The sequence below is a fragment of the Streptomyces sp. RLA131 genome (assembly GCF_056270125.1).
On record NZ_JBWDOQ010000002.1, the window covers coordinates 5,709,904 to 5,736,116 of the forward strand.

The 26,213-nt window shown below is 69.5% G+C and carries 9 protein-coding genes; 2 read left to right on the plus strand and 7 right to left on the minus strand.

Annotated elements, in window-relative coordinates:
* Nucleotides 1-36 precede the first annotated feature (36 nt).
* Nucleotides 37-1,065, minus strand: a complete 1,029-nt coding sequence (locus RWE79_RS26920; protein WP_475942646.1) for a DUF6192 family protein — start codon at nucleotides 1,063-1,065, stop codon at nucleotides 37-39.
* Nucleotides 1,066-1,391: 326 nt separating this feature from the next.
* On the opposite strand from RWE79_RS26920, the gene RWE79_RS26925 reads away from it, so the two are divergent.
* Nucleotides 1,392-3,236 carry a DUF262 domain-containing protein gene (locus tag RWE79_RS26925; protein ID WP_475942647.1) on the plus strand — a complete coding sequence of 615 codons (1,845 nt, stop codon included), beginning with the start codon at nucleotides 1,392-1,394 and terminating at the stop codon, nucleotides 3,234-3,236.
* Nucleotides 3,237-3,284: 48 nt separating this feature from the next.
* Here the strand turns inward: RWE79_RS26925 and RWE79_RS26930 are convergent, their stop codons facing one another.
* From RWE79_RS26930 to RWE79_RS26950, 5 genes are all read right to left on the minus strand, one after another.
* Entirely contained in the window at nucleotides 3,285-5,627 is a 2,343-nt protein-coding gene (locus RWE79_RS26930) for a UvrD-helicase domain-containing protein (RefSeq protein ID WP_475942648.1), read from the minus strand.
* Nucleotides 5,624-12,655, minus strand: a complete 7,032-nt coding sequence (locus tag RWE79_RS26935; RefSeq protein WP_475942649.1) for a DEAD/DEAH box helicase — start codon at nucleotides 12,653-12,655, stop codon at nucleotides 5,624-5,626. Before RWE79_RS26935 ends, RWE79_RS26930 begins: the two co-directional genes overlap by 4 nt.
* Before the next feature lie 267 nt (nucleotides 12,656-12,922).
* The gene (locus RWE79_RS26940; protein WP_475942650.1) at nucleotides 12,923-18,532 is read right to left on the minus strand and encodes an Eco57I restriction-modification methylase domain-containing protein; all 5,610 of its coding nucleotides are present in this window, start codon (nucleotides 18,530-18,532) and stop codon (nucleotides 12,923-12,925) included.
* 64 nt (nucleotides 18,533-18,596) lie between these two features.
* Nucleotides 18,597-21,611: a helicase-related protein gene (locus tag RWE79_RS26945; protein ID WP_475942651.1), complete on the minus strand. Its 3,015-nt coding sequence runs from the start codon at nucleotides 21,609-21,611 to the stop codon at nucleotides 18,597-18,599.
* Between the two features lie 105 nt (nucleotides 21,612-21,716).
* Nucleotides 21,717-23,051, minus strand: coding sequence for a serine/threonine-protein kinase (locus RWE79_RS26950; protein WP_475946125.1), 1,335 nt, complete (start codon nucleotides 23,049-23,051; stop codon nucleotides 21,717-21,719).
* Between the two features lie 440 nt (nucleotides 23,052-23,491).
* On the opposite strand from RWE79_RS26950, the gene RWE79_RS26955 reads away from it, so the two are divergent.
* The gene (locus tag RWE79_RS26955; protein WP_475942652.1) at nucleotides 23,492-24,295 is read left to right on the plus strand and encodes a helix-turn-helix domain-containing protein; all 804 of its coding nucleotides are present in this window, start codon (nucleotides 23,492-23,494) and stop codon (nucleotides 24,293-24,295) included.
* Nucleotides 24,296-24,367: 72 nt separating this feature from the next.
* On the opposite strand, the gene RWE79_RS26960 is transcribed toward RWE79_RS26955, so the two are convergent.
* The gene (locus RWE79_RS26960; RefSeq protein ID WP_475942653.1) at nucleotides 24,368-26,092 is read right to left on the minus strand and encodes an AAA family ATPase; all 1,725 of its coding nucleotides are present in this window, start codon (nucleotides 26,090-26,092) and stop codon (nucleotides 24,368-24,370) included.
* Between the last annotated feature and the right edge of the window lie 121 nt (nucleotides 26,093-26,213).

Sequence of the window (26,213 nt, forward strand, 5' to 3'; positions counted from 1 at the left end):
CCAGATCCGCAGCGGCCCGCGGCCTCGCCCTCGACGTCACGACGCCTCGCCACCCTCGGTACCGAGCATCCGCGCCAGCGCCTCGTCCATGCCTGTCCTGCCGGACATCACCGAGTCCTCGCACCAGCCGCAGACCTCACGCACCGTTTCCAGACTCTCTCGGATCGCAGCCTTGCCCTCGGGCGCAACGTCCAGCCCCTGAACGTCGAAGATCGCGTCTCGCATCGACACAGAGAAACTGGTGCACAGCCCCAAGATCCTCAGGACCGTCGGCGGGGTCTGCCGAAAGTCCACCGCTGGCTGCTCTCGTTCCACGGGCTCCTCGGCTTCCCGCCCGGTCGGTGCAGCGAGCTCTCGGGCGGCCTCCGCCTCTTGATCGAGTTCTTGATACCGCTCGTTGTTGGCCTTCCTGATGGCCTTTTGCGTGGGTCGATCACGCACGACGCGGGAGGCGACCTCTGGCCGTTGTAGCAGCTTGCTGATCGCCTCGGCGGCCACATCGGAGTCTCGCAAGACGGACGAGACGTGCTCGATCTTCTCTTCGCGCGTCACCGGCGTAACCGGATCCCGCTCCCTCGCACGTAATGCCTGATCCTTCGTCCATTCCGTCGGTTGCTCTGTCACCGGGTCGGGCGGCTGTGTCCGGATCAGCTGGAAGCGGTCCGGGTGCGGCGCCAGTTCCCGGTGCACGCTCCACGCAACGCCGTTGCGCCGCCTGCCCTCCGGCCACGCCGTCGCCACATACCGGTACACCTTCAGGGTGTCGGGTTTCGCCCCAATCTGCCGGGCGTATACCGTCAGGATCTCCTCGACCTCGCCATGCCCGCGCCTACGGTTCGCGAGCATCTCGTTGAGCGTGTCCCCGAGGGCAAACTTGGCGTCGCTGATCTGCTTGATCAGCGTCCGCCCCTTCTCCACGTACTCATGCCACTCGGTCGTGCTGAAGCCTTGGGGGATCATCGCTGTATCCATCCGTGCCTCCCGGCCATCATGCGGCACCGCTGCTTCGGCGGGATCACGGCGCTCACGACGCGGGTCCACCACAGCGGCATCGAACGCAGTCATGCTCGCGGGCGCGAGTCTTCGAATGAAGGCGCAACCGCCAGCGTCATGAGGCACACCACCACAGGCGTTGCCGCCCGCGCAGGGCTGCGCGCCCGGCCACGGCCTTCAGCGCCATTCGAGAGCCAGAGGCGTATCCGCTCTGCGAGCGCCGGGCTCACACGGCCTGTACGTATCTCCACGGGATGGCCCTGACTGTCCCCCGCCTACTTGGCCTTGGCGAATCGGGCCCGCTAGCCGAGCCACTGGCTGAGGCTTCGGAAACTTCATGAAACAGTCCCCGGTGATCGATACCGTGCTTACCTAAAGTTGAGCGAGGGGGCGGGCCTGTGAGGGCAGATACAGTCGATCTGCGGCGGATCTTCGGGAAGGACGTGCGGTACACCGTGCCGCTGTTCCAGCGGCCGTACGTATGGAACAGGGACGACAACTGGTCCGCCTTGTGGGAGGACGTACGCCGCACCATCGAGCGGATCGAGAGCGCTGGGAAGACCGGGGATACCGTCGCGCCGCATTTCCTCGGTGCGGTGGTCTTCGACGAGACGCCCTACCTGTCGTCGAATCTCGAGACCCGGCAGGTCATCGACGGCCAACAGCGCCTCACTACGCTGCAGCTCTTCCTCTACGCCGCCCGGCTGTCCGCCGCCGCGCTCGACCACGAACGCTCCGTACGCCTGTTGAGCAAATTCCTGGAGAACGACGAGGACCTGTTTGACAGCGGCCAGCATCCCGACCACCAGTACAAGGTGTGGCCGACCAACGCGGACCGTGACCAGTTCAGGGCAGTCATGAGCGGCCAGGCGACCGACGGCACCATGGCCGAAGCTGTGAGCTACTTCCGGGGAGAGATCGACGCCTGGCTGGCGGAATCGGCCCAACCTGAAGAACGCCTCAGTGCCCTGGTCCAGACGGTGCGGGAGCAGCTCCGCCTGGTCATCATCGACCTTGAGGAACACGACGACGCCCAGGTCGTGTTCGAGACGCTCAACAGCCGCGGCACACCGCTGGAGCACGCGGACCTGGTGAAGAACCTGCTCTTCCGCGACGCCGAGCACACAGGTGCGGACGTCGATCGCCTCTACAAAACCTACTGGGCTCCGTTCGACCAGGCGGAGTGGCGGGTCGAGCAGACGACCGGCCGCATCACCCGCAGCCGCCTCGATGTGTTTCTCACGTACTGGCTCACCATGCGCACCCGACGCGAGTTCACGTCTTCCGCCTTGTTCAAGGAGTTCGAACGCTGGCTGCGCTCCGACGTGCTGCCCACGGAAGAGGTGTTCGCGGAGCTTGCTCGCTATGCCGAGATCTACGACCAGATCGACCAACATCCCCTCCACGGTGTCGAGGGCCGGTTCCTGTACCGGATGAAGGTCCTGCAGACCTCCACCCCCATGCCCCTGCTGCTGTTCCTGTACGGACTGGGCGACGGCGTGCTGCCACCAGAACGCCGGCACCGGGCCATCCTGGCCATCGACAGCTACATCGTCCGCCGCGCCATCCTCAACCTGAGCAACCGCGACTACAACCACGTCTTCCGCGACCTCGTCACTGCGGCCTCACGACAGCCCGAGCAGGCCGACGAGGCGATCATCAAGGCCCTCGGCGCGATGCAGGGACAGCATCGCCAATGGCCAACCGACGCCGAGTTCCAGGCAGCGCTGGAGCAGGACCCCATCTACGCCCGCCTGTACCGGCACCGGGTCCGCATCCTCCTGGAGGCGCTGGAGGACACACTCCGCACGGATCACACCGAGCAACTCACCGTCCCGGTCGGCGAGCACATCGGCGCGAAGCTCACCATCGAGCACGTCATGCCACAAAGCTGGGAGGAGAACTGGCCCGTACTCGCAGACGACACCAGCGAAGGGGCCAACCGCTACGAACTCGTCCACACCCTGGGCAACCTAACCCTGGTCACCGCCCGCCTCAATCCCGCTCTCGGCAACATGGGCTGGGAGGACAAGAAGCGGTGGCTCGGCAAACATAGCCTGCTCCGCCTGACCCACGGCACGCTCCTTCACGCCCCGCCAACGGCCACGGTCGAAGACTGGGCGACCTCGTGGGACGAACACCGCATTCATGAGCGCGGCGCCTACCTCGCGTCGCTCGCCCTGAAGATCTGGCCCTCGGCGGATCAGCTCCTGGCAAGCGGTGAGGCGTCCTGGTCTGTCTGAGATCCAAAAGAAGGATCCTGCCACTGGGAGCCACCAGCGGCAGGATGCTCACGCGGCAGAGCTGGACGGCGGGCCTTCGCCACACGAGACCATTGCTGCGTTGACGGCGTGCCGGGCCGCTTCCTCGGGCAGGAAGCGGCTGGGCCGCCCGTTCCAGGTGACCACGAGTTCATCGCGGGCGCGGGTGGCAGCGACGAAGAGCAGTGAGCGGAACCGCTGGAGCTCCCGCTCGTAGCGGCGCGGATCGCTGTGGCGGTACGTCTCGATGTGCTGGTGAGGCACCTGGCCCTCGCTCACACTGGTGAGGAAGACCCGCTGGAACTCCAGCCCCTTGAACCGGTGCATGGTGCCGATGCGTACGCCCTCAGCGCTGCGGGGGCCGTCCTTGCCAAGCTCGGAAGCAGGGATGCGGAAGGGTTCCCGGGCCAGGGTTACCCCCATCTGCACTGCTGCGTCGCCGCTCGGCACGCTCACGGCCATCGCCTCGTAAGGGGTGCCGTATGTGTCATGCCGCTCCTTGATGAGGGCCGCCACGGCGCGCATTTCCGTCTCCCAGTCGGCGGCACGGTAGAACTGCGGCGTGAGGCCGGAGAGCACGGAGCGGTATCCGTCCAGCGTGTCGGTGTTCTCATCGAGATCGTCGAAGGCGATGCCGTCGATCAGGCCTCGGGCACTACTGAGAATCTGGCGGGTGGTGCGGTAGTTCAGGGTGAGGCGGCGCGAACTGCGGCCCGGGGTCTTGATGTTCAGCCGGCCAAGGACGACCTGATGGGCGTAGATGCGCTGGTGGGCGTCGCCGACGAGGAAGATGTCGTTGGGGCCGGGGCGGGCCATGGCGCGCAGCATCCGCCAGTGGGAGGCGGACAGGTCCTGGGCTTCGTCGACGACGATGTGCTGGTAGCGGGGCTTCAGCCACATGCCGCTGCCCGCCTCGCGGTGGATGAGGTCGATGCCGCCGTGCTCCTCCTTGTAGCGGGCCTGGGCCTCGATGCGGCGCATCTTCTCTTCCTCCAGGCGGGCAGCCTCGTCGGCGATCTGCGCGTACGTGACCCGACGGGGCGGCTCGGCAAGTTTGGCCTGGTAGGCCTGGGCCAGCTTCCACACCTCCATGCGCTTGGGACGGTGGAGGGGGCCGCGGCCCTGGCGTTCGGCGCGCAGGTATTGAGCAGCCGTACCGCAGCCCTGGGCGAGGATGATGTGCTTCCACTCGGAGTCCAGGAACTCAGCGTCGAATGCGTACTCTCCCGCCTCCGTACACACGGTGTCCCAGAGGTTCAGGGCCGTCTCGTCGTCGATGGGCCGGCCGAGGTCGGAGCCGGGGCACTGCTGCACCACTTCGCGGGCGAGCTGGTCGACCGATTTCACGTCCACGCGGCGCAGCAGTTCGGGGCCGCCGAGCTGGTCCAGTCTGCTGCGCAGATCGGCGGCGAGATTGGTGTTGTACGTGGTGAGCAGGACAGGCCGGGTGTGACCCGGCGGCAGCTGTGCGACGAGGTGGCGGACCCGGTGCAGGGCCACGACCGTCTTGCCGGTACCGGGTCCGCCGGTGACCTTGGCGGACCCCTTGAAGTCGGCGGTGGCCAGGCGCTGCTGTTCGGGGTGGAGGAAGAGGCGCCAGGCATCGAAGCTCTCCCCGAGAACGTCGAGAACGGCGGCGTCCTCCGTGCTCACCTGTGAGACCGGACGGCGGGCGGCTCGGGCCCAGTCGCTCGGGTTGACGACGTCGTCGTCGGACTTCCACGCGCCGGTGATGTGCTGTTCTACGTCCGCGATCGCCATGCCGCTGTGGAGGGCGAGCAGCACATCTCGGGTGAGCTCGGGGATGTTCTGGCCGAGCAGCCCGTCGAGCTGGTCGTTGTGGCTGATCCGGCGGATGGCGGGCAGCAGGGACGCGACGACGCCCAGGTCCAGCAGCTTCTTGTCGTCGAAGGGCCCGAAGAGGGGCACGGGCAGATCGAGGAGCGCGGACGCAGGAGTGTCCGTCCGCGCTTCCGGCGAATGCGCGGGCCGTTCGGGCAGGGCGATGACCTTGGCGATGGCCTCGCCCTGGTCAACGCTCTCGATACCGCCGGAGACCTCGTTCACCGCGACGGTGAGGCGTACCAGCTCGTCGTGTGCGTGGGGGCCTTCGCGCACGGCGAGAACGGTGAGGCGGTTTTTCTCCGTCTCCAGCAGCAACGCCATGCGCTGGCCGTCCACGGCCGCTGTGCCCAGCTGCGCGTTGTCTCCGGCGCTACGCAATGGCGTCACACGCAGAGCGGCGTTGGTACGGTCGGCACGCAGGCGGCGGACGAAGTCGCCGAGGGCGTCCTTGGCCGCCTGACCCAGCCGTCTGGCATCCTGAGCGGCTTGTGGGGAGACGCAGACCTCTGCCCTGACCTTGCCGCTCATCGTGCTCCGCCCTTCCCACTCAGCAGCGCCGCGAGTTCATCGGGCGTCCAGGCGCCCGGGGCACGCACCTGCCAGCCCGCGCTGTGGCACTGCCGCATGAAGGCGCTGTCCTCGGCGTCCTCGGTAAGTACGACGCCGATCCGCCAGGAGGGCCAGGCGAGTTCGAGCGGCCGGGGGATGCCTTCGACGTCATAACCGGCCTCGGCTGCCGGGACGGAGCCCCGGTCGGCGAGCCGCCGGGCCAGGGCATCGATCTCGGGGTCGCCGATGTAGGCGAGCTGTTCGAAGACCAGTTCCCAGGCTTTGCGTTCCAGTTCGGTCGGGCTTTCGTCCGGCACGGGGGTGGGGACGGGGACGGGCTCGGGCTCGGGCTTCTGGACGACAAGGCCCGTGCCGGGCCGGTCGTCACGCAACGCGGAGAGAAGACCGCCGGACGGGCCTGCGGCAGCGGCCAGCAGCTCGGCGTCGAAGGACTCGACCGTGGAGCGGGCGAGCTGGAGGCCGTCGGCACGACCGGTGCCGGTGGGGTCGAGGAACTGGATGATGTTGCCCCAGCACAGCCATGCCTTCCAGCGGCGGCGGTGCTCGCGGCGGTCACCGTCCACGGCGTCCTCACGGTCGTCGAGAACCGCTAGCGCGCTCCAGCGTTGGGCGCCCGCACCACCGGTGACGTCCACGACGAGGGCGAGCGGGAGCCCGGAGCCGTCACGGGTACGGATCAGCATCCGGCCCTGCCCGGCAGGCTGCGGCGGAGTCTCCTCCCGCAGGAGGGCTTCCGCCCAGGGGACGACGTCGGCGGGACCGGCTTTGGCCGCTGTGGTGTGCTGGTTGCCGACGAGCAGCCCGCCCACGGTGTGCTCGGCCAGTTCGCGCCAGCGGGCGAGGTCGGGCACGCGCAGGAAGCCGAGAAGCGACGGGATCGCGCCGGAGAAGACGAGGGCGTCCAGGTCCCGGGGGTCCCGGCCCCGTGCCTGCCACTGTGCGCGGACCTTCCCCCCGGGGCTGTTGTCGCCCCCGACGGTGTACGGCGGCCATGCCGCGTCGGCATCAGGTCCGGCGACGACTCCGGCCAGCGGATTCACCGGCGCGTCCGATCCGGCCTCGGGCTCAGCGGCGGCAGGCCGTCCGTTGAGCCCGGCTTCCCAGGCCATGACGTCGTCCCAGGTGATCTGCCACACCAGCATCCCATCGGCGCGCAGCCGGGCCCGCTTGGCGGCGTCGTCGGCGATGCGATTGGTCTGCGACGAGGCGTGCCAGCGGTAGCCGTCGAGATAAACGGCGATCGGGAGCGTGGGTGCCCCGATGCTGGTGTCGCCGCCGGGCAGCGGGCGGAAGAGCAGGTCGGGCCGGGTAGCGTAACCCTCGAGATATTTCTGTGCGACCAGTTCCCAATGGACGGCCGTGCCGTCGGCGTGCCGCAGCACGAACTGCTTCCCTGGACGGCCCGTGGGGGTCTCCTCGTGGTCGTACGAGGCCTGGTTGGCGGGGTCGGCGAGCCAGCGGTCGAAGGCGTCGAGGAAGCGGCGCTCCAGGTCGCTCTCGGCCTGGTCAGCGAAGCGGACGGGCGCGGCGCCCTTGTGCCCCTCGATGATCTGCCAGTCGCTCTGGCCGTCCGCGCCGAGCAGGCCGTCGAGTATCCACAGGGCCTCCTGGCGGTCCAGGAGGCGGTACTTGCTCTCTTCGGCATAGCCGAGCAGGCACAGGTGGCAGGCACGGCGCGGGCCGTCCTTGCACTCGCAGTCGCGCAGCTTGCGCTGGGCGGCGGCCAGGACGCTGCGGAATTCCTCGCCCTTCTTGTCCACCAGGCGCTGAAGGTAGCCGGTGCCGCCGGTCAGGGCGTCGTAGAGGACCAGGTAGTGACGGGTCAGGCCGGTGTCGCGGTCGGGTTCGCTGCTGGGGGTGGAGCGGATGTGGGCCGGATCGCCGCCGTACTGCTCGGCGAGGCCGAGATGGAGGGCGGCGGAGAAGGAGGCCAGGCGTTCGTCGACCAGGAGGGTCGCCGCGGGCAGCAGGATGCGCAGGGCCTCGGTGCGGTGTTCGGCGGCGGTGATGATCCGCTGGTCGTCGGCCGGGCGGGGCCGGTCGCGGCGCCTGGTGGGGCACCACGGCTGGTGGTGCCCCAGCTCCAGGCGTTGGGTCGTGGACTCGGGGATGGTTTCCTGCACAGGGGCGTGCCCGGGCTCCCGGTCGGTGGCGCCACCGCAGAACGGGCACACCGTGAAGCCGGTCACCGCGACCTGCCCGCCGGCGAACGCCACGTCGGGGCGCCGTCCGAACTTCGTCCGGCCGAGGTTGAAGCGCCGGATGACGGCTTCCCGCACGTGGTCCACGCCGAAGGTGGCCTTGGCATGCCGCCAGCTGCCCTTGACCGCGGCCGGGGCGATATCGACAGCCGTGGCGATCGTGTAGTTGACGCGGTGCCGGGTGTCGGCGTCGTCCACGATGCGCGCGTCGTCCCGCTTGTCCCGGGAGATGACCTTGCGCGGCACGATCACGGTGTGCAGCGCGGCCCGCCCGCCGATGCCGGTGCCGTCACAGCGCGGGCAGGGCGAGGTGTCCTCCTCCGCGTTCAGCGTGCGCACATGGCCGCAGTCCTGGCAGACCCGCCAGGAGCGCAGCGCCCCGGATGGGCCGTCGGCGCTGCGGGCGGCGCGCGGGCCGAGGTCGAAGCCGCTTATGTCGTGCCGGTATCCCTTGACGTAGTACGAGTTGCCGGGGGCGAGCTCGCTGAGCGCGCTCACGGCGGGCCGGTCGTAGGTGCGCAGTTCGGTTCGCCAGCGGGTCCTGGGCTTGGATCCGTCGGCTCCGGCGTCGGTGCCGCTCTTGCGGACCGGCTCCTTGCGGGTGAGGGCCGCTTCCAGGCGTACGCCGTCCTCGACCAGGCTGTAGTTGGGCAGCAGGCCCTGTTCGACCAGGAACGTCTGGGCGCTGGTCTGGCTGAGCTCGCCGAGGCGCTTGCTGAGGCCGGCAGCCTCGCGCTCCAGGGTGCGCTTGTCGCGGGCCTGGTCCTCGATCTCCTCGCGCAGTGAGTCGGCGGCGTCGTTGATCACCGCGCGGCGGTCCAGCAGTTCGGTCCGTTCGGCCTCCCAGGCGTCCTCGGTCTCGGCGAGGGCGGCCGCGAGCTTGGATCCGGCGTACTTGCGCAGCGCCTTGCGGGCATCCGGGGTGATCCCGGAGCCGGGGACGCCCTCGATGTCAGGGAAGAGCCGCAAGAAGTCCTTGACGAAGTCCAGGCGGCCGGTCACGGCACGGCTGAACTCCTTCAGCCAGCCGGTCCGTCCGAACAGCGCCGTGGCCCGGTCCGGCAGCGGCAGCACCCCCTCCAGGCGGCCACGGGCGGCCCGGTCGAGCAGATGCGCGACGTACTGGCGGCGCAGCAGCTCCGCGGCGGACAGAAAGCAGCCGGGCGGCAGGATGGGCCCAGCGATGAGGTTGCGCGGCTCGGCCAGGTGATAGAGCGCCCGGGGGCTGGTGTCGGCGATGCTCACCATCAGCGCGTTGCCGGTGCCGCGCCCGGCGCGGCCTACCCGCTGTACGTAGCCGGCTGTGGAGGGCGGCAGGGAGGCGAGCACGACGGCCTCCAACTCTCCGATGTCGATGCCCAGTTCCAGGGTGGGCGTGCACGACAGAACGTTGGGGTCGGTGTCGTTGCCCCGGCGGAAGCCCTTCTCGACGGCCTCCCGTTCCTTGCGGGTCAGGACGCCGGTGTGTTCGGCGGCGATCACGCTGTACGTGCCGCCCTCCCGGTACAGCCGCCGGTAGTAGTCGGAGCGGTAGTCGCGGGCCGCCCTCCCGTCGCCTTCTGCTGCCGACGGCACGGTCAGCGTGCCGCCGCACCGCTTGAGCGGGCACGGCAGGCCCTGCCAGGTCGCCGTCCGGTCCGGGTGGACGGTCTGCGTCCAGCCGCACCGGGGGCAGGTCAGCGCGGCCTTCCCGGTGTCCTCGTCGGCGAGCGGGCGCACCAGCACATGACCAGGCGTCAGCCCGTAGACGCCCTGCCCGTTGTTGTTGCCCGGCCCGCGCTGCTCGTCGCCGGTACGCCTGCGGGCGAGGGCGCCGATGTCCTTGTCCGCGAGCAGCGGGATCAGCTGGGCCAGATACTCGGCCGCGGTCGCGTGGTCGAGGCCGAGGCAGCGGTGCGTCCAGTCCGCGTACCAGCTCTCCTTCGAGTCGGCCCGGTCGAAGCCGGTACGGCCCGAGCGCGCGCCGACCAGAAGGAAGGCCGGTGCGTCCGACCCGCGGGGGAACGCGGGCATGCCCTCGGGCCGCCCGGTCCACACCGGGTACCGGCTGCGGCCTTCCTCGTCGATGTAGCGGTGCAACCAGTTGTGCTGGATGCCGCCGCCCTGGCGCAGGTGCTCCAGGATGCCGCGTACGTAGCCCTCGAAGCGCAGCGTCCGTCCAGGGCCGGCCGACGGAAGCGGGTTGGGGGCGCCGAGCGCCGCCTGCTCCTCCGGCGTATGGGGCAGCTGCCCGCCCAGGATTTTGTCGTACAGCGCCTCGGCGGTCGCCGCCGCGCGGGCAGGGTCCTCGATGTGCGCCTCCGCCGACAGGGTGCGGGTCAGCTCCAGCGTGCGGCCCAGCCGTGAGTACAGGCCGAACTCCAGCAGGGTGTTGAGAGCGAGTCGTTCGCCGACCAGGGTCCACGTGCTCGCCGGGATGCGCTTCTTGCCGTCCAGCAGCCGGCGCACCCGGTCCACGTCCGCCAGGTCGGGCGGAACGACCGAGGCCAGCAACCGCTCGTCCGGCACGGCGGCGCGGGCGACGAGCGAGGCGATCAGCTCATTGAGTGGGACACCGTCGGCGTGGTGGCCTGGGCCGCCGCGCGCCAGCTTGTCCAGCTCGGCATGGATCAGCGACCGGAGCGAGAACTTCCACGACCGGCTGGCCACAAAGCCCGCCCGATGCGCGGCGTCCTGCACCGAGTCGTTGAACAGCAGCGTCCGGCGACGGTCCGCCGTGTGCTCCTCGCCGTCCGCGTCCACTCCCCGCTTGGGCAGTTCCCCGCCCGTGAACAGCTGGGTGACCACCACCGACGCGAGTGGCGCCACACCGGCACCCAGAAAGCGAATGCCCTGCGACTGCCCGCACGCCGGACAACGGTCATCCTGCGTGTACGCGTTCGCATCCGCGTTGTCCCACCACGCGAGGACATAGACGCCGTTCTCCGGCGCGGGCGCGGCCTCCGCGCCGTCAGCGCCGTCCGCTCCGCCGAGCAGCACCTCGTCCGGGTCCAGGCGGCGCAACGCCTCACCGCTGGTCTCCAGCACCAGCACCGTCGCGTCATGGCTCGCCGGCCGCCTACCGCGCCGCTCGCGCTGAAGCTTGATCGCCCGCGCCTGCTCCGCCGCCTCGGCCGGCGTCGCCGCGACGAAGGCCCGCACCCGCGCCTTGCTGGCCCCGCCCGCCACACTGCGCCGGTAGATCTCGTCCGGGGCGGTCACCAGCGCCGCCGGATTACGCTCCGGGCAGATCGCCGTCCACCCCGACCGCCCGCAATGCCGGCAGTAAACGGACGGCAGCTTCCCCGACCCGCTCGCCTTCCGGCTCCGGTCCGCCTGCGCCGCGATCACCACCGCGTCCCGGGCAGCGGCGGGGATCCCCACGGGCGGGGTCGCCTGGTCCCCGTCCGGCCACGAGAACACCGGCTCCGGCGCGACAAAGCGCAGCACGCGCGACAGCGCCCGCAGCCACAGATGCGTTTCCACCAGCAGGAACGGCCGTTCCTTGCCGACTGGCGCCTCCGGGTCCCTGGCCAGCGAGATCAGCGCCACAAAGCGGGCCAGCGCGGTCGCCGCCACCGTCGGCTCCCGCTCCGCCGCGACCCGCCACGCCGACGTCGCGTCGAATTCCGCCAGCGCCTCCACGGCGGTCAGCGGCCGGTCCACATCCGCGGCCAGCAGCGCATGCGTCAGCGGATGGGCCAGCAGCCTGCGGCCCATCTCGCGCGGGTCCGAAGCGTCACAGCCCAGGACCGCCCGCGCGATCGCGTCGCTCCCCGCTCGCATACGCACCCGTGACGGATCCGGCAGCGCGGCCAGCTCGGCGGGGGTCGGGAGGGGCAGCGAAAAGTCCTTGGGCGACAGGAACGAGTTCAGGTCCCGCCGGTCCTCGCCCACCACCGCGTCATCGGGGAACCGCACCCCGAACACCTGCGACGCCACATCCAGCATCCGCCGGGCCCCCGCCCCTGGCCCGCCCGACCCCAGCGTCGCTGACGTCGCCACCGGGCAGATCCCGCCCAGCGGCCGCCCCTCCTCGGACACCCCGACCGCCGCCGCCAGGCGGCGCAGCAGCATCGCCACGTCGGTGCCCTGCGCACCGTCGTACGTGTGGAACTCGTCGATCACGATGTACGCGAGGTCCGCGTCCCGCCACAGCGGCGCGTCGTGCTGCCGCTGGAGGAGCAGGTCCAGCATCTTGTAGTTCGTGATCAGGATGTCCGGCGGATTCCGCCGGATCTCCGCCCGCTCCACCATCACCCGCTTGTACGGCGAACCCGCGCGGCTCGCCCCGGCCTCACCGATGTACAGGCCCGCCGTCACCTCGGCCAGCCGCGCGTCCTCCAGCAGATCCCCGAGCCGGTCCGCCTGGTCCCCGGCCAGCGCGTTCATCGGATAGAGCAGGATGGCCTTGATCCCCGGGCGGCCCGTTGCCTTCGCCCTGCGGCAATGGTCAAGCACCGGGATCAGGAACGACTCCGTCTTTCCCGACCCTGTGCCCGTCGTCACGAGCGTCGGGCTCGGTACGTTCCCGTCCTTGGTCGTCAGGCGCGCGAAGGCCTCCGCCTGGTGCGCGTACGGCCTGAAGCCCTCCTGCCACCACTCCAGGTGCTGCTGCCAGCCGTCGGGCGCGGACCGGAACGGGCGGCGAATGCGCAGGTAGGGCCCACGGAACAGGCCGTCTCCCGGGTCGGTGAGGAATTCCGTGAGCGCGTCCTGCGTGTCCGGCTCGGCCAGCGCGAACGTCGTCGTCAGATACTCGACGGTCGTGTCGCGCAGCGCCTGCGCTGCCAGTGTGGGTCTCATGACGCGGCTCTCCCCCTCGGCGATCTTCTCGATCGTAGCGCGGGGGTCGGACACCGCCCCGGCGATCGGCGAGGACGGGTCCTCCCTGTTCAGGCGTGGGGCAGGGTGTTCCCCTTGACAGCGGTCACGAAGGACGACCATGCGGTGGCGGAGTCCTCGCCTTCCTCCGCCCCATCGGCGGAGGCCGCGAATGGTCCACCCTGCCGGACCAGCTCCTCCCCTGTCACCGACGCCGATGCGTGACAGGGGAGGCAGGCTCCCTTTGCCCTACGCCTCTCCCTGCGGTGGCTCCGACTGCCCGGGTTCCCAACCCGCCGCGCGTAGGCGCCGGGTGAACTCGGCGTGCGCAGCGCGCATTTCCGTCTCCCGGTCGGCGCGGCGCATCGGACCCGTGTAGCCGTCGGGGATGTTCGCCTCCGCTGGGAAGACCTCATGCGCGCTGAGCTGCGCCCATGCTTCCTTGGGCTGGCCATAGCCGTGCACCTGGTGGGCCTTGGTGATCCGGCGGCCTGTCGCGTCGAACCACATGTTCTCCTCGTACTGCTGGAGCACGGGGAAGCGCGACCGGTACATGGCAATCAGCTCGTCCGCGCCGATCCCGAGCCAGACAGCCACGAGCGCGTCCAGTTCGACGAGCGCCGCCCTACGGGAGCGTTCGGCTCGCAGGGGCGTGTCCCACGTCCAGGTGGGGCCCAGCTTCTCCGCGAGCGGCGGCAGGCCGAGCCAGGGGCCGGCCCAGGTGTCCGTGAGCCATGCGGAGTCGTACAGCTCGGCCCAGAGGGGCGCGTAGGCATTGGTCTGACAGTTCAGGCGGAGGGTGCGCAGAAGGAGGGCGTCGGCTAGGGGGTGCCCCTGAGTGGGGGCGGGCATGGTCTTCGCATCCGAGATGTCAAGGTGGCCACGACCCGTGATGCGCAACGTGTAGTCAAGCGGCAGTGAAGCGAAGAACCCTGCGACCAGGACACTGAGGGCGGGACTGTCTAGCGCCGCACTGCGCACGGCATGGATGTGGGCCGTACCTGGGGGGATGATGCTCGCGAACAGACTTCGTTCCGTGTTCGACGCGATCATCTCGCGCCAAGCGATGCGGAACAATTCCGAGTAAGGACGGCTAGCCGCTTCCCGGAGCAAGGCTTCTGCTTCGGACCGCCGCGCTTCGGGCCCGAAATCTGATCGCTGCTTGGCCGCCTCCGCCTCGGCTGTCGCTAGCGCCGCTGAGTCGCGGCAGAGCTGGGTGAAGCGGTCGCGATCCAACCAATGGCCGCCTTCGGCGGCATAGTTCGATGGCTTGTTTGTGGGACGATAGTTGGTGCGCGGTACCTGATCCTCGGCAAGATTGAGATGATCCCAAGACTCCATCTGCGTCGAGGCGCGCGCGCCTGCGACCGGGTGCTTGGCGAATGGCGTGGCGAGACCAAAGAACGGCCCTTGCAGGATCACGTTGTTCCAGCTGTCCGCCGCGCCGGAGTCCCAGGCGAAGTAACCCGCCGTTCGGTCGTTCTTCTCGTCGAAGCCACGGCTGATGCGCGGACCGAGTGCCCCGAGCCGGTGTGGCCACGAGGCGAGCGCCGCGATGGCGGACTCCTCTGCGGTCGTCACCGGGAACAGCAGTTTGGTCTCCTCTACAGGAGGTGGTTCCTCCTCGCCTGCCAACTCCTGCCACGCCGCGAGGACACGGCGGTCCACGGTAATGTCGCGGCTTTTGTGCGGGCGAAGGTCCCACTTGCCTTCGTGCTTGATACCGGGGCGGGGGCCCATACCGCCATGCCAGACGGAACGCCTGAGCACGAGAGGGTGGACAAGCCAGCTGAGGTGCTGGAAGCGGATGTCCCTCACGCCACCGTAGACGTTCACGCTGAAATGCGTGCTGTGGTCGACTGGCTTTGCGAACAGGTACAACTCGTTGACGAAGTCCGCATGCAGCCGCAAATGCCCGTACGCCGCTCGCCGCAGCGCCCCCTCCTTCGCCCCCGTCAGGTGCGTGGACGGGTGAAGCAGCCCCGCGATGCCACGCTCACCGATCGCCCTCCACGACATCAGCATGAACGCCCGGTACAGGTCCGGCTGCGTACCCACCAACGCCGGATAGCTGTCAACCGATGACAAGAAGCCCGACAACGCCGCAGACCCAGCCAGCTCGTCCAGGAAAGCGGAACGTGCCTTCCCCCGCGCGAGCACGGCCGCCTTGCGCTCGGCCCACTCCTCATTCGTGGGCTTGTCCGCAAGCTCGAACCAGGGCTCGAACTCCGCGAGGACGCCGCTCTCCTTCCACTCCTGCTTGACCCACGGCGGGTTGCCCACCATCAGGTCGAACCCGCCGTCCTCGAATACGTGGGCGAAGTCCAGCTCCCAGTGGAAGAATCCGCGCTCCTCCGCGATACCGAAGGCCGTGTCGTACCAGGGGAAGCGATTGCCCAGGTCCCACGACTCCATCCAGGCCTTGGCCTCGATCATCTGCTCGTCGAGGGTGTTCTCCAGCCCGTCGAGCTGGTCGAGGCGGGTGACCTTCTCGACAGGGAAGAACGTCACCTGCCCCTTGCCCTCGTCCACGTCGGCGCGGCCGACGACAGCCTCCGCGAACTCGATCCAGTCGTCAAGGTTCTTCAGTGCGGTGACGCGGCGTTCGTCGTAGCCCTTCTTGAGCTTCGTGCGGTCGGTCCCGTCGGCCTCAAAGTAACGGGAATCGGTCCCGTCCAGCAGACCGACCTTCTCCAGCGGCCAGAACCACAGTGCGCACCAGGCGTCCATGACCTGCTTGAGCCGCCAGTAAGGCGTGCCGTCCGCATGCAGCGCGGCCAGCACCGCGTCTCGGTCCATGACCTTGCCGCCCGCCGCCGTGCGGCGCTCCGCGAGGGTGTCGTTGTCGGCGCCCCAGACACCGACGTCACGGGCGATTTCCTGCTCCGAAAGTCGGAGCCGCTTGATGACGAGCCCCCACAGGTACTCGACGCGCTGGGCGAGAGCCATGAGCCGGCCGACCTGGGCCTCCCGTTCGTCGTCCTCACGCTTGTCGGCGGCGCTTTGAACCGCCTTGACCGCGGTGAGGCCGCGCGCGGCCTTGGGCTTGGCGGACAGGCGGGGCTGATCCCAGACGGGGAGCCCGAGGTCGAAGGTGCCCTGGCCGGACTCGAAGTCGGCCTCGTCATCGCCGAGGCGCTGGCTGACCTGGGGCTGCCGTACGACAGCGGCGGCGGCCTTCGCAGGGGCAGACGCGGCCTTGTTGCCCTTCCCGGCGCCCTTGGGCGCACGGCGGATGGACGAGCGCCAGGCCTTCATAGCGTCGATCAATGCCGGGTCGAGCCAGTCCGCCTCGGCCCCTGCCACCACGGCCCGGGGCTGCTCGTCGGTCGGGGCGCCTTTCTTCGGCTTGCGCACCGAGACCTCGTCCGCGACGGACCCCCACCCCAGGGCGGGCAGCAGGAACTGGTGGACGGCCTGCCCCGCAATGGGCTTCCCCACCGGCACGGCGTCCGGGGCGCGCTGGTCCTTGGCGCGCAGCCACGCGCCCCGGTGGAGCGAGTTACCGGGGTAGGTCTTCCGCGCGGCGCCGATCAGCGAGTTGCCCGGATGGAGATGGAGCCCGTACCAGGGGGCCTTCATACCCTTGTACATGGTGTTGAGCCAGAGGGAGATCTCCGCGAGCTCGACCGCGGTGTCGTTGAGGTCGACGCCGTACGCGTTGTGGAGGGCGATGTACGCCCGGACCTTCTGCTCCTCGCGGCGGTGCTGCTCGGTGTCGATCTCCTCGCCGGTGTCGCGCTGGGCGAGTTTCAGATACAGCTCGGCGAGCTGGTTGATGGCCTCGTTCAGGAAGGCGCCGGAGCCCAGTGCGGGTTCGCAGACCCGCCACCTCAGGACGTCGGCCGCCGTGACGTCGGCCTTCTCCGGCTCCTTGGGGTCGATCTCGCCGTCCGGGTGGAGCCGGAAGCGCAGGGCCTGCTCGACCGTGGCCCGGGTCAGGGACTCGGGGGTGTAGTAGGAGGCGCTGGTCTGGCGGTCGCGGCCGGCGAGGCGGTAGACGTAGGAGCCGACGGGGTGGACGCGGGAGACGAGTTCGCCGGACTCCTTGTCGGCCTTGTCCTTGACGAAGACGTTGCGGTCGCCCTCTCCCGGATAACGGCCGCTCTCGACCTGCCCCTTGGTGATGAGCCAGGAGCCGCCCTCCGGGTCGCCGCCCTTGGCGACCTCGTACTTGGGTTCGTCGGCGATGAAGCCGGTGTAGGACATCAGGCCTTCGTAGACCGCGCCGAGCTGGTTGATGCCGAGCTGGGCGTACGAGATGAAGCCGCCCCGGCCGTAGCGGCCCTTGCCCTCGGTGAGGGTGAGGTGGCGCAGGACCTGGTGGAGGACGTGGTTGCGCAGGCGCAGGTCCAGGGGAGCGCTGTCCACGCCGGGCGGGGGGTCGACGAGCCGGCCAACCAGCTTTATCGACTTGGGGTCGAAGAGGCGGGAGCGCAGGGCCTCGATGCGGACGGACTCGTGACCGTCGTCGGCTGCGAGGGGGGCGGGCTCGTCCTCGTACGTCAGCGGGGTGTCGGCATCGGCGGCCAGGCCCACGGAATCGCGGTCGCTGACGGTCTCGGCCTTCGGGTGGCCTTCGTAGACCTTGTCGAAGAGCAGCGCCAGGGAGTCGTGGAAGTGGTGGCCCTGACGCGCGTGCGTGCCGGTGAGCTTGTCGGGGATGACGAGTTCGCGCAGACGGGTGACGCTGTAGCCGGCGACGTACGCGTCGCTCTTCATCGGGAGGATGTCGAGCTCCTGCCGGGCTTCGGCGTAGAGCAGGAACAGGATGCGGTAGAGGTAGCGCAGGGACTCCTTGGTGAGGAGCTTGGGCAGGTCGCCGGGCTCCTTCAGCGCATCGGGGAGCCACGCGGCGAGCTCTTCGTGGCGTACGTGCTGCTCGCGGACGCGGGTGAGGACTTCGTTGGCGATGAGGTGGACGGACTTCTTCAGGCCGTTGCGCAGCTCGCCTGTCACGCCGACCGAGTGGTCGCGGGACTCGGCGAGGAACTGGGCGATCTCGTCCTCGGAGCCGTCGGCTCGGGGCCGCAGGGAGGGGGCCCCGAAGAGGGCGGCGATGAGGTCGATCTCGCCGGCCGTGGTGCCCTTGGCGCCCTTGCGGGGCAGGGCGATGTCGAGGCTGACGGCGAGGTAGCGGCCGCGGGTGAAGGCGTCGCGGTCGGCGAGGAGCATGACGCCGCCGAAGAGGAGCAGGGCGTAACGCGGGCCCTTCTCGGTGTTGAGGAGCCAGGCGGCGAGGTCGGTGACGGTGCGGAGGCGCTTGCCGGAGGCGACCCGGACGGGGGCGGGGAGCTGGTTGGCGCCGCTGTCTCCGAGGGCGGAGTCGAGGGTGGTGGCGAAGCCGCCGGTGAGGACGACGAGCTGGTCCTCGGTGTGGGCGACGGGGACGGCGTGGTGGCCGGTGGGGGTGCGGACGGTGCGGATGCCGGGCTTTGGGGTGAAGCCGAGCGCGGCCAGCAGAGCGTTGTGCCAGGTGTGGAGCGTGGTGCGCCATTCGCCCTCGGGGCCGGCGCCGTCCTGGGCCCAGATGCCGGGGCCGGGGACGGGCTGCTGGAGCGTCGGCCGTTCGCCGTCCTTGCCGGCGGCCTTGAGGGCTTGGGCGGCGGTTTCGAGGGCGGTGACGGCGTAGAGGTCGGAGGCGACATTGAAACGCGGGGCGTCGTCGCGGAGGGCGGCGCGGGCGGTCAGGTAGGGGCCGGAGAGATCGCGCAGGCCCTGGCGGGGCGTGGGCAGGCCCTGTCGTTCGGCGGCGGTCCATTCCTTGAGGACACCGGCCCGGAGCTGCTTGGGCAGGATCTCGTCAAGGTAGAAGGCGGGGAAGTACTCGCCCTCGTTGGTCAGGGAGTCGAACGTCACGCCACTGTCTCCTGCTCCTGGTCCCGCGCTTCGCTGCTGCTGCCGACACTGCCCCTGGCGTCGGTCACGTGCCTGGCTCCAGCACGGCCAGAACCCGCACCATGGGCTCGCCGACCGTCTTCAGCCGGGCCGCCCGTTCGCCAAGCTGCCGGGCGGTCTCGTCACGCTCGCCACGGCCTCCGGCCCACACCCCGGGCAGGGGCTCGTCGATCCAGCGCTCAAGGAACTTCTCGACCTCGGTCAGCGGGGCGTCGACCTCCTGGTCGCTGACCTTGCGGAGCTTGTGGAGCTCGCGGCGGGCCGCGTCGAGCGCCGGGGGCAGCAGCTTCGTGAGGTCTGTCGGGTCACCACCCCGGAGGTGGTCGTCCATGTCCGGTCCGACGCCGAGGTCTGCCAGCAGCTCGCGGGTCAGTTCCCGCACGCGCGGGGTTTCCGTGGCCAGCCGGTCGACGGCCAGCCAGGCGACGACGGTGGGCCGGCCCTCGGCGTTGGACCAGAGGCCCTGGAGGAGGAAGACCGGATCCGGAACGAGCTGCGGGTCCACCTGCATCACCGGGGCTTTGCGGCGGCCGAGCTGGACGAGTGCCTTGTCGGTGATCCACTCCACCACCGGGTGCAGCTCGCCCACGTAATGCGCGTCGGGCCACAGCGAGCCGGAGTCGGCGTCCTCGCGCGCCCGGCGCAGCGAGTCGGCACCGTCCTTGCGGCTGAAGGTGAGGTTCAGTCGGCGGTCGATGCCCTGGTCACGGCGGTAGACGGGAGGCAGTACGGAGAGCCGGGCCTTGAGGTCGTCGGGGGTGTCGAAGCTCAGGTCGGTCCCGTCGATGACGGTGTCGAGGCGGAAGGACTCCAGGTCATGGAGCTGGTCGAGGGCTGCCAGCACGTACGCGTGGGTGCTGGGGAACAGGCGCAGCTCCTCGGCGATGCGTGGCGGAGCCGGGCCGTCCTCCTCGGTCACCGCCTCCGGGGCTGCCGCCGCCGGTTCCGCGGCAGGGGGGTCGGCCAGCAGGGCGAATACGTCAAGGCCTCCGTCGCCGGTGCCGAACTCGCCCATCAGGGCCTGTTCCACGGGTAGTTCCCCCGGCTCCGCGGGCGACGACTTGACGGCTACGGCCTCCAGGCCGCGTACCGCCTCCTCGGGGCGGCTGCCGGTGAGCAGCGCCTCCATCAGACGGGTCTCCTCCTGGTCCGCGTCATGGCTCGCGGTGACGGCCTCCACGGTCCCCAGGAGGCCGTGAACGACCGCCTCCCGCTCCAGCACGCGCTGCGCGACATGGGTGTCGTCCATCGCGCCCTCGGTGCCGGACTGAAGGATCAGGGCACGGAACTCGGGCGGTTCATGCTGCCCGTACCGGTCGATGCGGCCGTTGCGCTGCTCGACGCGGATCAGGCTCCAGGGCAGGTCCCAGTGGATGAGGTGGTTGCACTGGCGGTGCAGGTTGACGCCTTCCGAGGCGCCGTCGCCGGTGAGCAGGAGCCGTACGTCGCCGCCCTTGCGGGCGAACTCGTCGACGTAATCCATCTGCGCGGTGTCCGAGACGTCGCTGTGCAGCACCTTCACCGCGTGTTCGGCGGCGTCCGGGTTCTTCCAGCCGAGCAGCGGTGGCAGCACGGCGCCCAGCCAGTCCAGGGTTTCGCGGCGCTCGGAGAAGACGACGGCCCGGGTGTCCTTGCGCGCGCCGACCCCAATCCGGTTCAGCTCCTCGACCAGTCCGGCGAGTTTGGACGCCGCTCCCGGCCCCTGTGCGCCGGTGGCCTGCTCGATACGGCACGCCAGATCTGCGAGGCGTAGCAGGGACGCCGCCTCCGGCGACGCTCCCTCGGGGGCGGGAAGACCGGTGATCTTGTTGATGTCCTTGGGCAGCGAGTGGCCGTGCTTGACAAGACGCTTGCGCACGGTCGTATAGAGCGCGCGGTGCGAAGAGAGGAACGACTTCAGCAGGACGTAGGGGAACAGCCTGTCATCAGCCGCCACGGAACGCGCGGCTTGCGGACCGCGCAGCCAGAACGACGCGAACTCCGCAAAGATCTGCTCCTCCAGGTCCGTCGCGGCGAGCCGCAGCGGGTAGGAACCCCCGCGCGGCGCCCACGCGTCCTTGAGCTCCTTCGCCACCTCGCGGCTGGTCTTGGTACGGCGGATGCAGAGATGCTCCAGCTCCTCCGCGCGCGGGTTGTTGACGTCCTTGATGGCCGTCGGGTCGAGCAGGCGTACCAGTCCGGCGAACGAGCGCATCTTGCCGTTGTGCGGAGTGGCGCTGGCCAGGATCAGGGCGTCGCTGCGGTCGGCCAGCAGGTTGGCGAGAGCGCGGCGGTCGCTGCCCTCGCCGATGAGGTTATGCGACTCGTCGATGACGACGGCGTCCCAGTGCACGCCTTCCAGCCACGCCTTGTAGCGCTTGGGGTTCTTGATCGTGTCCATCGAGACGATCACGCGCTTGTAGTACGTGAAGGGGTTGCGGCCGGCCGGGATGTTGCGCTCGATCCGGGAGACGCCGACACTATCGAGCCGGACCAGGGGAAGCGAGAACCGCGTCCACATCTCGTGCTGGAACTGCTCCAGTACGGGGGCTGGGGTGACGACGAGGATGCGCTCACCGCGACCGCGCCGGATCAGCTCACCGAGCAGGATCCCGATCTCCAGAGTCTTGCCGAGGCCCACCACGTCGCCGATCAGCAGCCGGGGCCGCAGTGGATTGGCCAGGGCCTTCTCGGCGGGGCGCAGCTGGTAGTCCATCCGGTCCAGCAGGAAGCCGTCGGTGAGGGCGAGTCCGCGCTCTGCCTGTGGGAGAGGCGTCTTGCGCATGACCGCCTCCAGGAAGAGCCGCCCCTGCCGGAACCCTTCGGAGGGGTCGGGCGCCAGCTCGGTGTCCTCGGGTCTGAGCACCTTGGGTTCGTCGAGGGAGGTCAGGAACCGGGCCTCCTGCCCCCGGACCAGGTCGGACGCGCCCGTCGCCTCGATGAGGAATTCACCGTCGCGGACGGGTGTGAAGTTACGTACGAGCCATTCCTCGTCGCGCACCTCGATCTGGGCGCCCGGGGCCAGGCCGTGCGGGACTGCACTGGCTGCGAGGTCCGGCATGGCGGGGACGTCCTCTCGTTACTGCTGGATGAGTCGCCCATCGTAGAACGGCGGGCACGCCCAGGATCCCGGTCCCTGGTGCCTGGGGGGTCCGGAGGTCAGGTGCTACAGCTGGGAGCTGCGGGCGTAGGTCTTTCGCAGGGCCTCGGCAGCGCGCAGGGCGGCCGGTGGCGCGGCAGCCGGTGGCGCGGGCTCCAGTAGCGCGGGCTCCGGAGTAGCCGGCTCGGGCTCCGGAGCGGCGGGCTCGGGCTGGTTCGGCACTGCGGCAGGCTCGGGCGGGGGCGTAGCGGGCCCGGGGATCGGCTCGGCTGCCTGGTCCGGGACGGTAGGGGTGTAGGCGGCGGGCGGCTCGGGAAGGGCAGGGCCGAGCAGCTGCTGGAACAGTTCATCGCCCCCGGCGGCCCAAGGGCTGTCCGGGGACTCACCGGCGTCCACAGCGGCCTGCGCCCTGCCCCGTACCTCTTCGTTGACGTACCCCTTCGACGCCTCTGGGGGAAGTTCAGGGGCCAGCCCGGCGGCGGCAACCGCCTCGCGAAGCTGCTCCTCGGCCTCAGCCTCGGTCAGGCCGCTGATGGCAAGGATCTCGAGGAGCTCGTCACGGACGCCGTCCAGGGACGGCCGCTGCTGGACGTTCTGGGTGATGATCTTGGCGAGCAACGGGAGGAACGCCGGATCAACGCCGTTCCACGAAGGCGAGGATGCCGTTGGGCCATGGCCGTACGGCGGCCGGCCTGCGGCGGCGAAGAAGAGTGTGGCCCCCAGCGAGTAGACGTCTGCCGCCGCCGTGACGTGCTTGGCGTCCTGTGCCTGCTCCATGGGCATGTAATTGGGCGTGCCGAAGCCCCTGCCTGTCTTCGTCAACGCCTGGCTGGTGCGGCGCTCGGCAAGCACGGCGAGGCCGAAGTCGAGGACCACCGGGCCTGACGGTCCCAGGACGACGTTGCCGGGTTTCAGATCCCGGTGCAGGAGGTTCGCCCCGTGTATGGCGCGCAGGGCGTCGACCAGGGCCAGCCCAAGCGCGACGAAGGGCCCGGCAGAGAAGGTGCCGCCGCCCTTTTTGATCATCGTGTGGAGATCCGGACCATGGACGTAGTCAATGGCGAACCACGGCTGCCCCGCCTCCGGATCGGCACCCAGCAGCGCTGGGACACGATCGCTGACCACCGCCTGCACCGCGCTGATCTCCCGGGCGAACCGAGCCTGCTTCTCCTCCTCGGTCCCGCCCTCGTCCTGCTCCAGGAACTCGGGCTTGATGACCTTGACGACAGCGAGTCCGTCCTCCCCCGCCTCACCGCGTTCGGTCAGGAAGTACGCGGCTTCCATCTCCGGGGTGAGCCCCTCGAGCGGCAGGAGCCGTGCGAGGTAGACCTTACCCATGCCGCCCGTCCCCAGCACGGCGAGCAGCTCGAACGGACCGAGCACGAAGGGGTCCACCTGCACATCCAACGGATTCAACGACACCCTCTTGTCCCCCACCCGCTCGTCCCCGACTCTGGGACCTGCGGCAAGTGTCTCCTCCCGGGAGAAGACCGATCCGATCCGAGGCCCAGCACCTCATGGATCAGTCTATGGCGATGCGCGAGTGGCTCATGAGAAGTTCAGAGTGGAAGACCTCCTGTGCAAGATCCACAGCTACGGCTGGTCTGCTGCACCGCTCTGACCGACGCGCCACCATGCGTGACAAACCCGCGCCCACGGCGGGCAGGAGGAAGCCGACGGCCGCGTGAAGATTGGATGGAGGCGCGAAGGCATGCGACGACGTCGCCTTCGCCACCGGCGCCCAGGATGTCCACTTGCTAAGACAGACCGCCCTTGGTTAGCACCAACTTCTCCTACGCCCTGATCGGCTGCGGGATGAGCCGTCCGGTAGAACGTTCACCATGGTCGATCGCCGCCAGCCTCTCAACGCTCTCCAGCTCGACGTTCTGCGCTGGATCGCCGACGGATGCCCCGAAGGAGTCATGCCGGGGTTCACGTACAAGAGGGTCGCTGTCGCACTGCAGGACCGCCACCTCGTGACCGTCTCCAAGAAGGGTGGCGTTTGGCGCGCGACCATCACCGGTGCCGGAACCTACTACCTGGAATGTCGGCGCCATCCGGATGCGGTGCCGCCCACCGCCCCGGAAAGGCTTCGGGACCGGCACGGGCGGCCATCGGCCGAGCGCGCATTGGCCAGAGCTAAAGCTCTCGAAGCCGAAGCCGCCGCCGAAGAGGCCGCGGGGCGTCTGGGCACCGGCTCGGCGCCAGGCCCCGTGGTCGCCCAAGCCCTGGAAATTTCGACGGATACGGGAAGGAACCCTCCCATGCGTTACCGCGTCATTGCCACCCGGGTCCAGGTGACCGAACGCTTCGTGCGCGCCGCCGACCGGGACGCCGCCGCGAAGAAGATCCAGGCTGAGCTCGACCGACCGTACGGATACATGGGCGAGTGGCGCACCATCGACTCCGAGATGGACGTCCGCGAGACGGAGGAGGCTCTGCTCAAGGCCCCGGGCCCTCTCGGAGAAGGCGGCTCTCTCGTGCTGTCCGTCAAGGACGCCGCCGCCTACCTGGGTGTGTCCACATCGGTGATGTACGAGCTGGTAAAAACCGGCGAGATCGGGCACCTTCCCCTGGGCTCACGGAAGATGATCAGCCGCAAAGCCATTGAGGCATTCGTTGAAGCCAACACTCGACACGGCTGAGGGATCCACCAGGAGCTGAACTGAATCGCCGACGTATGGCGGATTCTCGGCCAGGCGCGGTGCCTGGCCCGTTCAGGGGCTGGTGAGTTCGCGATAGGCGGTGGTCACGTCGTCGAGGAGGAGTGTGGTGAGCTCCTCACGGGTCAGTGGCTGTTCGGTGGGGGCGTCGGTGAGGCGCAGGTCGCGCAACGCGGCGGCCTTGAGGCAGATTTCGCGGGCGAAGCGTCCGTTGCCGAGTTCGTTGATCCGGCCCTGGTCGCAGGCGAGGACGAAGCAAGCTTCCAGGGCGGTCTCGGCGTCGAGCGAGAGGACGTCGCCAGCTGCTGCGATCAACGACCGGGCGATCTGGAGTAGTTCTGCAGGCGGGTAGGAGGGGAATTCAACGCGGGTGGTGAAGCGTGAGGCGAGCCCGGTGTTGGCGGCCAGGAGCCGCGCGATCTCGTCCTGGTAGCCGACCAGGATCACGACCAGCCGGTCGCGGTCGTCCTCGGCGCGCTTGAGCAGGACCTGAAGGGCTTCGTCGCCGAAAGCGTCGCCGCCGGAGTAGCCGCCGTTGGACAGGGCGTACGCCTCGTCGATGAACAGCACGCCGTCGAGCGCCGTGTCGATGACGGAGGACGTCTTGATCGCGGTCTCACCGAGGTGCCGCCCTACCAGGTCCACGCGGTGGGCCTCGACCACATGACCGCGGCGCAGGATGCCAAGCCCAGCGAAGAGCTCGCCGACGACGCGGGCGACCGTGGTCTTACCGGTGCCGGGCGGCCCGGCGAAGACGAAGTGATGCGGACGGACGGCGGAGGGCAGGCCTTGCTCCTCGCGCAGTGCGGCCATGCGCAGCTGGGCGACAAGGGTTCGGATCTGGCGTTTGACGGGTTCGAGCCCGGTCATGGCGTCGAGTGTGGCCAGAGCCCGGGTCAGCAATTGGTCCCGCTGTTCGTCGGTCGGAGCGCCGTCCTGCGCGGCCGGCGCCCGGGACAGTGCGGTGGCCGGGGGCGTCGTGTCCAGCGCGCCAGGGGCGGGCGCGGCCGGCGGGGAGCCGGTGGCCGGGACGGACTGAGGGCGGGCACGGACCCGCTCGGCCACGTCCAATAGGTTGGGGAAGAGCCGGAAGGCGTACTGGAAGTGCCGCTGCGCCTCGTCTGTCTGGCCGAGCCCCTCGCAGGCGAGGCCGCGCTGGTAGGCGACCTCGGCCTCGAACCTTCCGCCCCGCTCCAGCCTGCCCGGCAGCTGGGCGAGGACGTTCAAGGCCTCGTGGAAGACCTGCTGTTCGACCAGCGCCATGCCTACGAACAGCTGTGACTCGTCGCGCAGGAAGGGATCCTGGATGCCACGGGCGAAGGTGAGCACCAGCGGCCAGTCGTTCTTGAGGAGCGCGTAACGCGCACAGACGAACCGTGTCTCGTCGCAGTCCAGAACGGCTACCGACAGTCGCTTCCATGCCTCGTCGAGCTTCCGCTCCTCCAGCAGCGCGGACACGGTGGCCAGCCAAAGGTCTCGTGCGGACTCCAGCCGGAAATTGACGTAGTAGCCCAGCTGAAAGCGTGACTTCAGGGGCCGGGAGAACTTCGCGCGCAACGCCCCGAAGGAGGCGTTCGGACGATTCATGGCCGCGACAGCCTCTACCTGGCGCGACCCGGTCGCGTGGAGGCCGAGCCAGGCATCGGCAGCCAGCGGATCGTGGCGCAGCGCCTCCTCGAACCACTGCCGTGCCGCGTCCTCCTGCCCACGCTCCAGAAACCCCATCGCCTGAACCCAGGCGTTCTCCGTCTTCTTCGCAGACCACCGAGACACCGACACGGCACTCTCCCCCTTCCCCGGAACGATCACGGGTGAGCGTCGAATGCTATCTAACCCTCGCCCGGGTGAGGGGCAGGGTGACGGCGAGGGCCAGGCCGTCGGCACGGCCAGGCTGCGTGGG

What these genes read in the sequence shown, in the direction of transcription:
- RWE79_RS26935 (WP_475942649.1), bottom strand. Translation starts at nt 12,655, where the DNA reads ATGAGACCCACACTGGCAGCGCAGGCGCTGCGCGACACGACCGTCGAG.
- RWE79_RS26945 (WP_475942651.1), bottom strand. Translation starts at nt 21,611, where the DNA reads ATGCCGGACCTCGCAGCCAGTGCAGTCCCGCACGGCCTGGCCCCGGGC.
- RWE79_RS26930 (WP_475942648.1), bottom strand. Translation starts at nt 5,627, where the DNA reads ATGAGCGGCAAGGTCAGGGCAGAGGTCTGCGTCTCCCCACAAGCCGCT.
- RWE79_RS26920 (WP_475942646.1), bottom strand. Translation starts at nt 1,065, where the DNA reads ATGACTGCGTTCGATGCCGCTGTGGTGGACCCGCGTCGTGAGCGCCGT.
- RWE79_RS26955 (WP_475942652.1), top strand. Translation starts at nt 23,492, where the DNA reads ATGGTCGATCGCCGCCAGCCTCTCAACGCTCTCCAGCTCGACGTTCTG.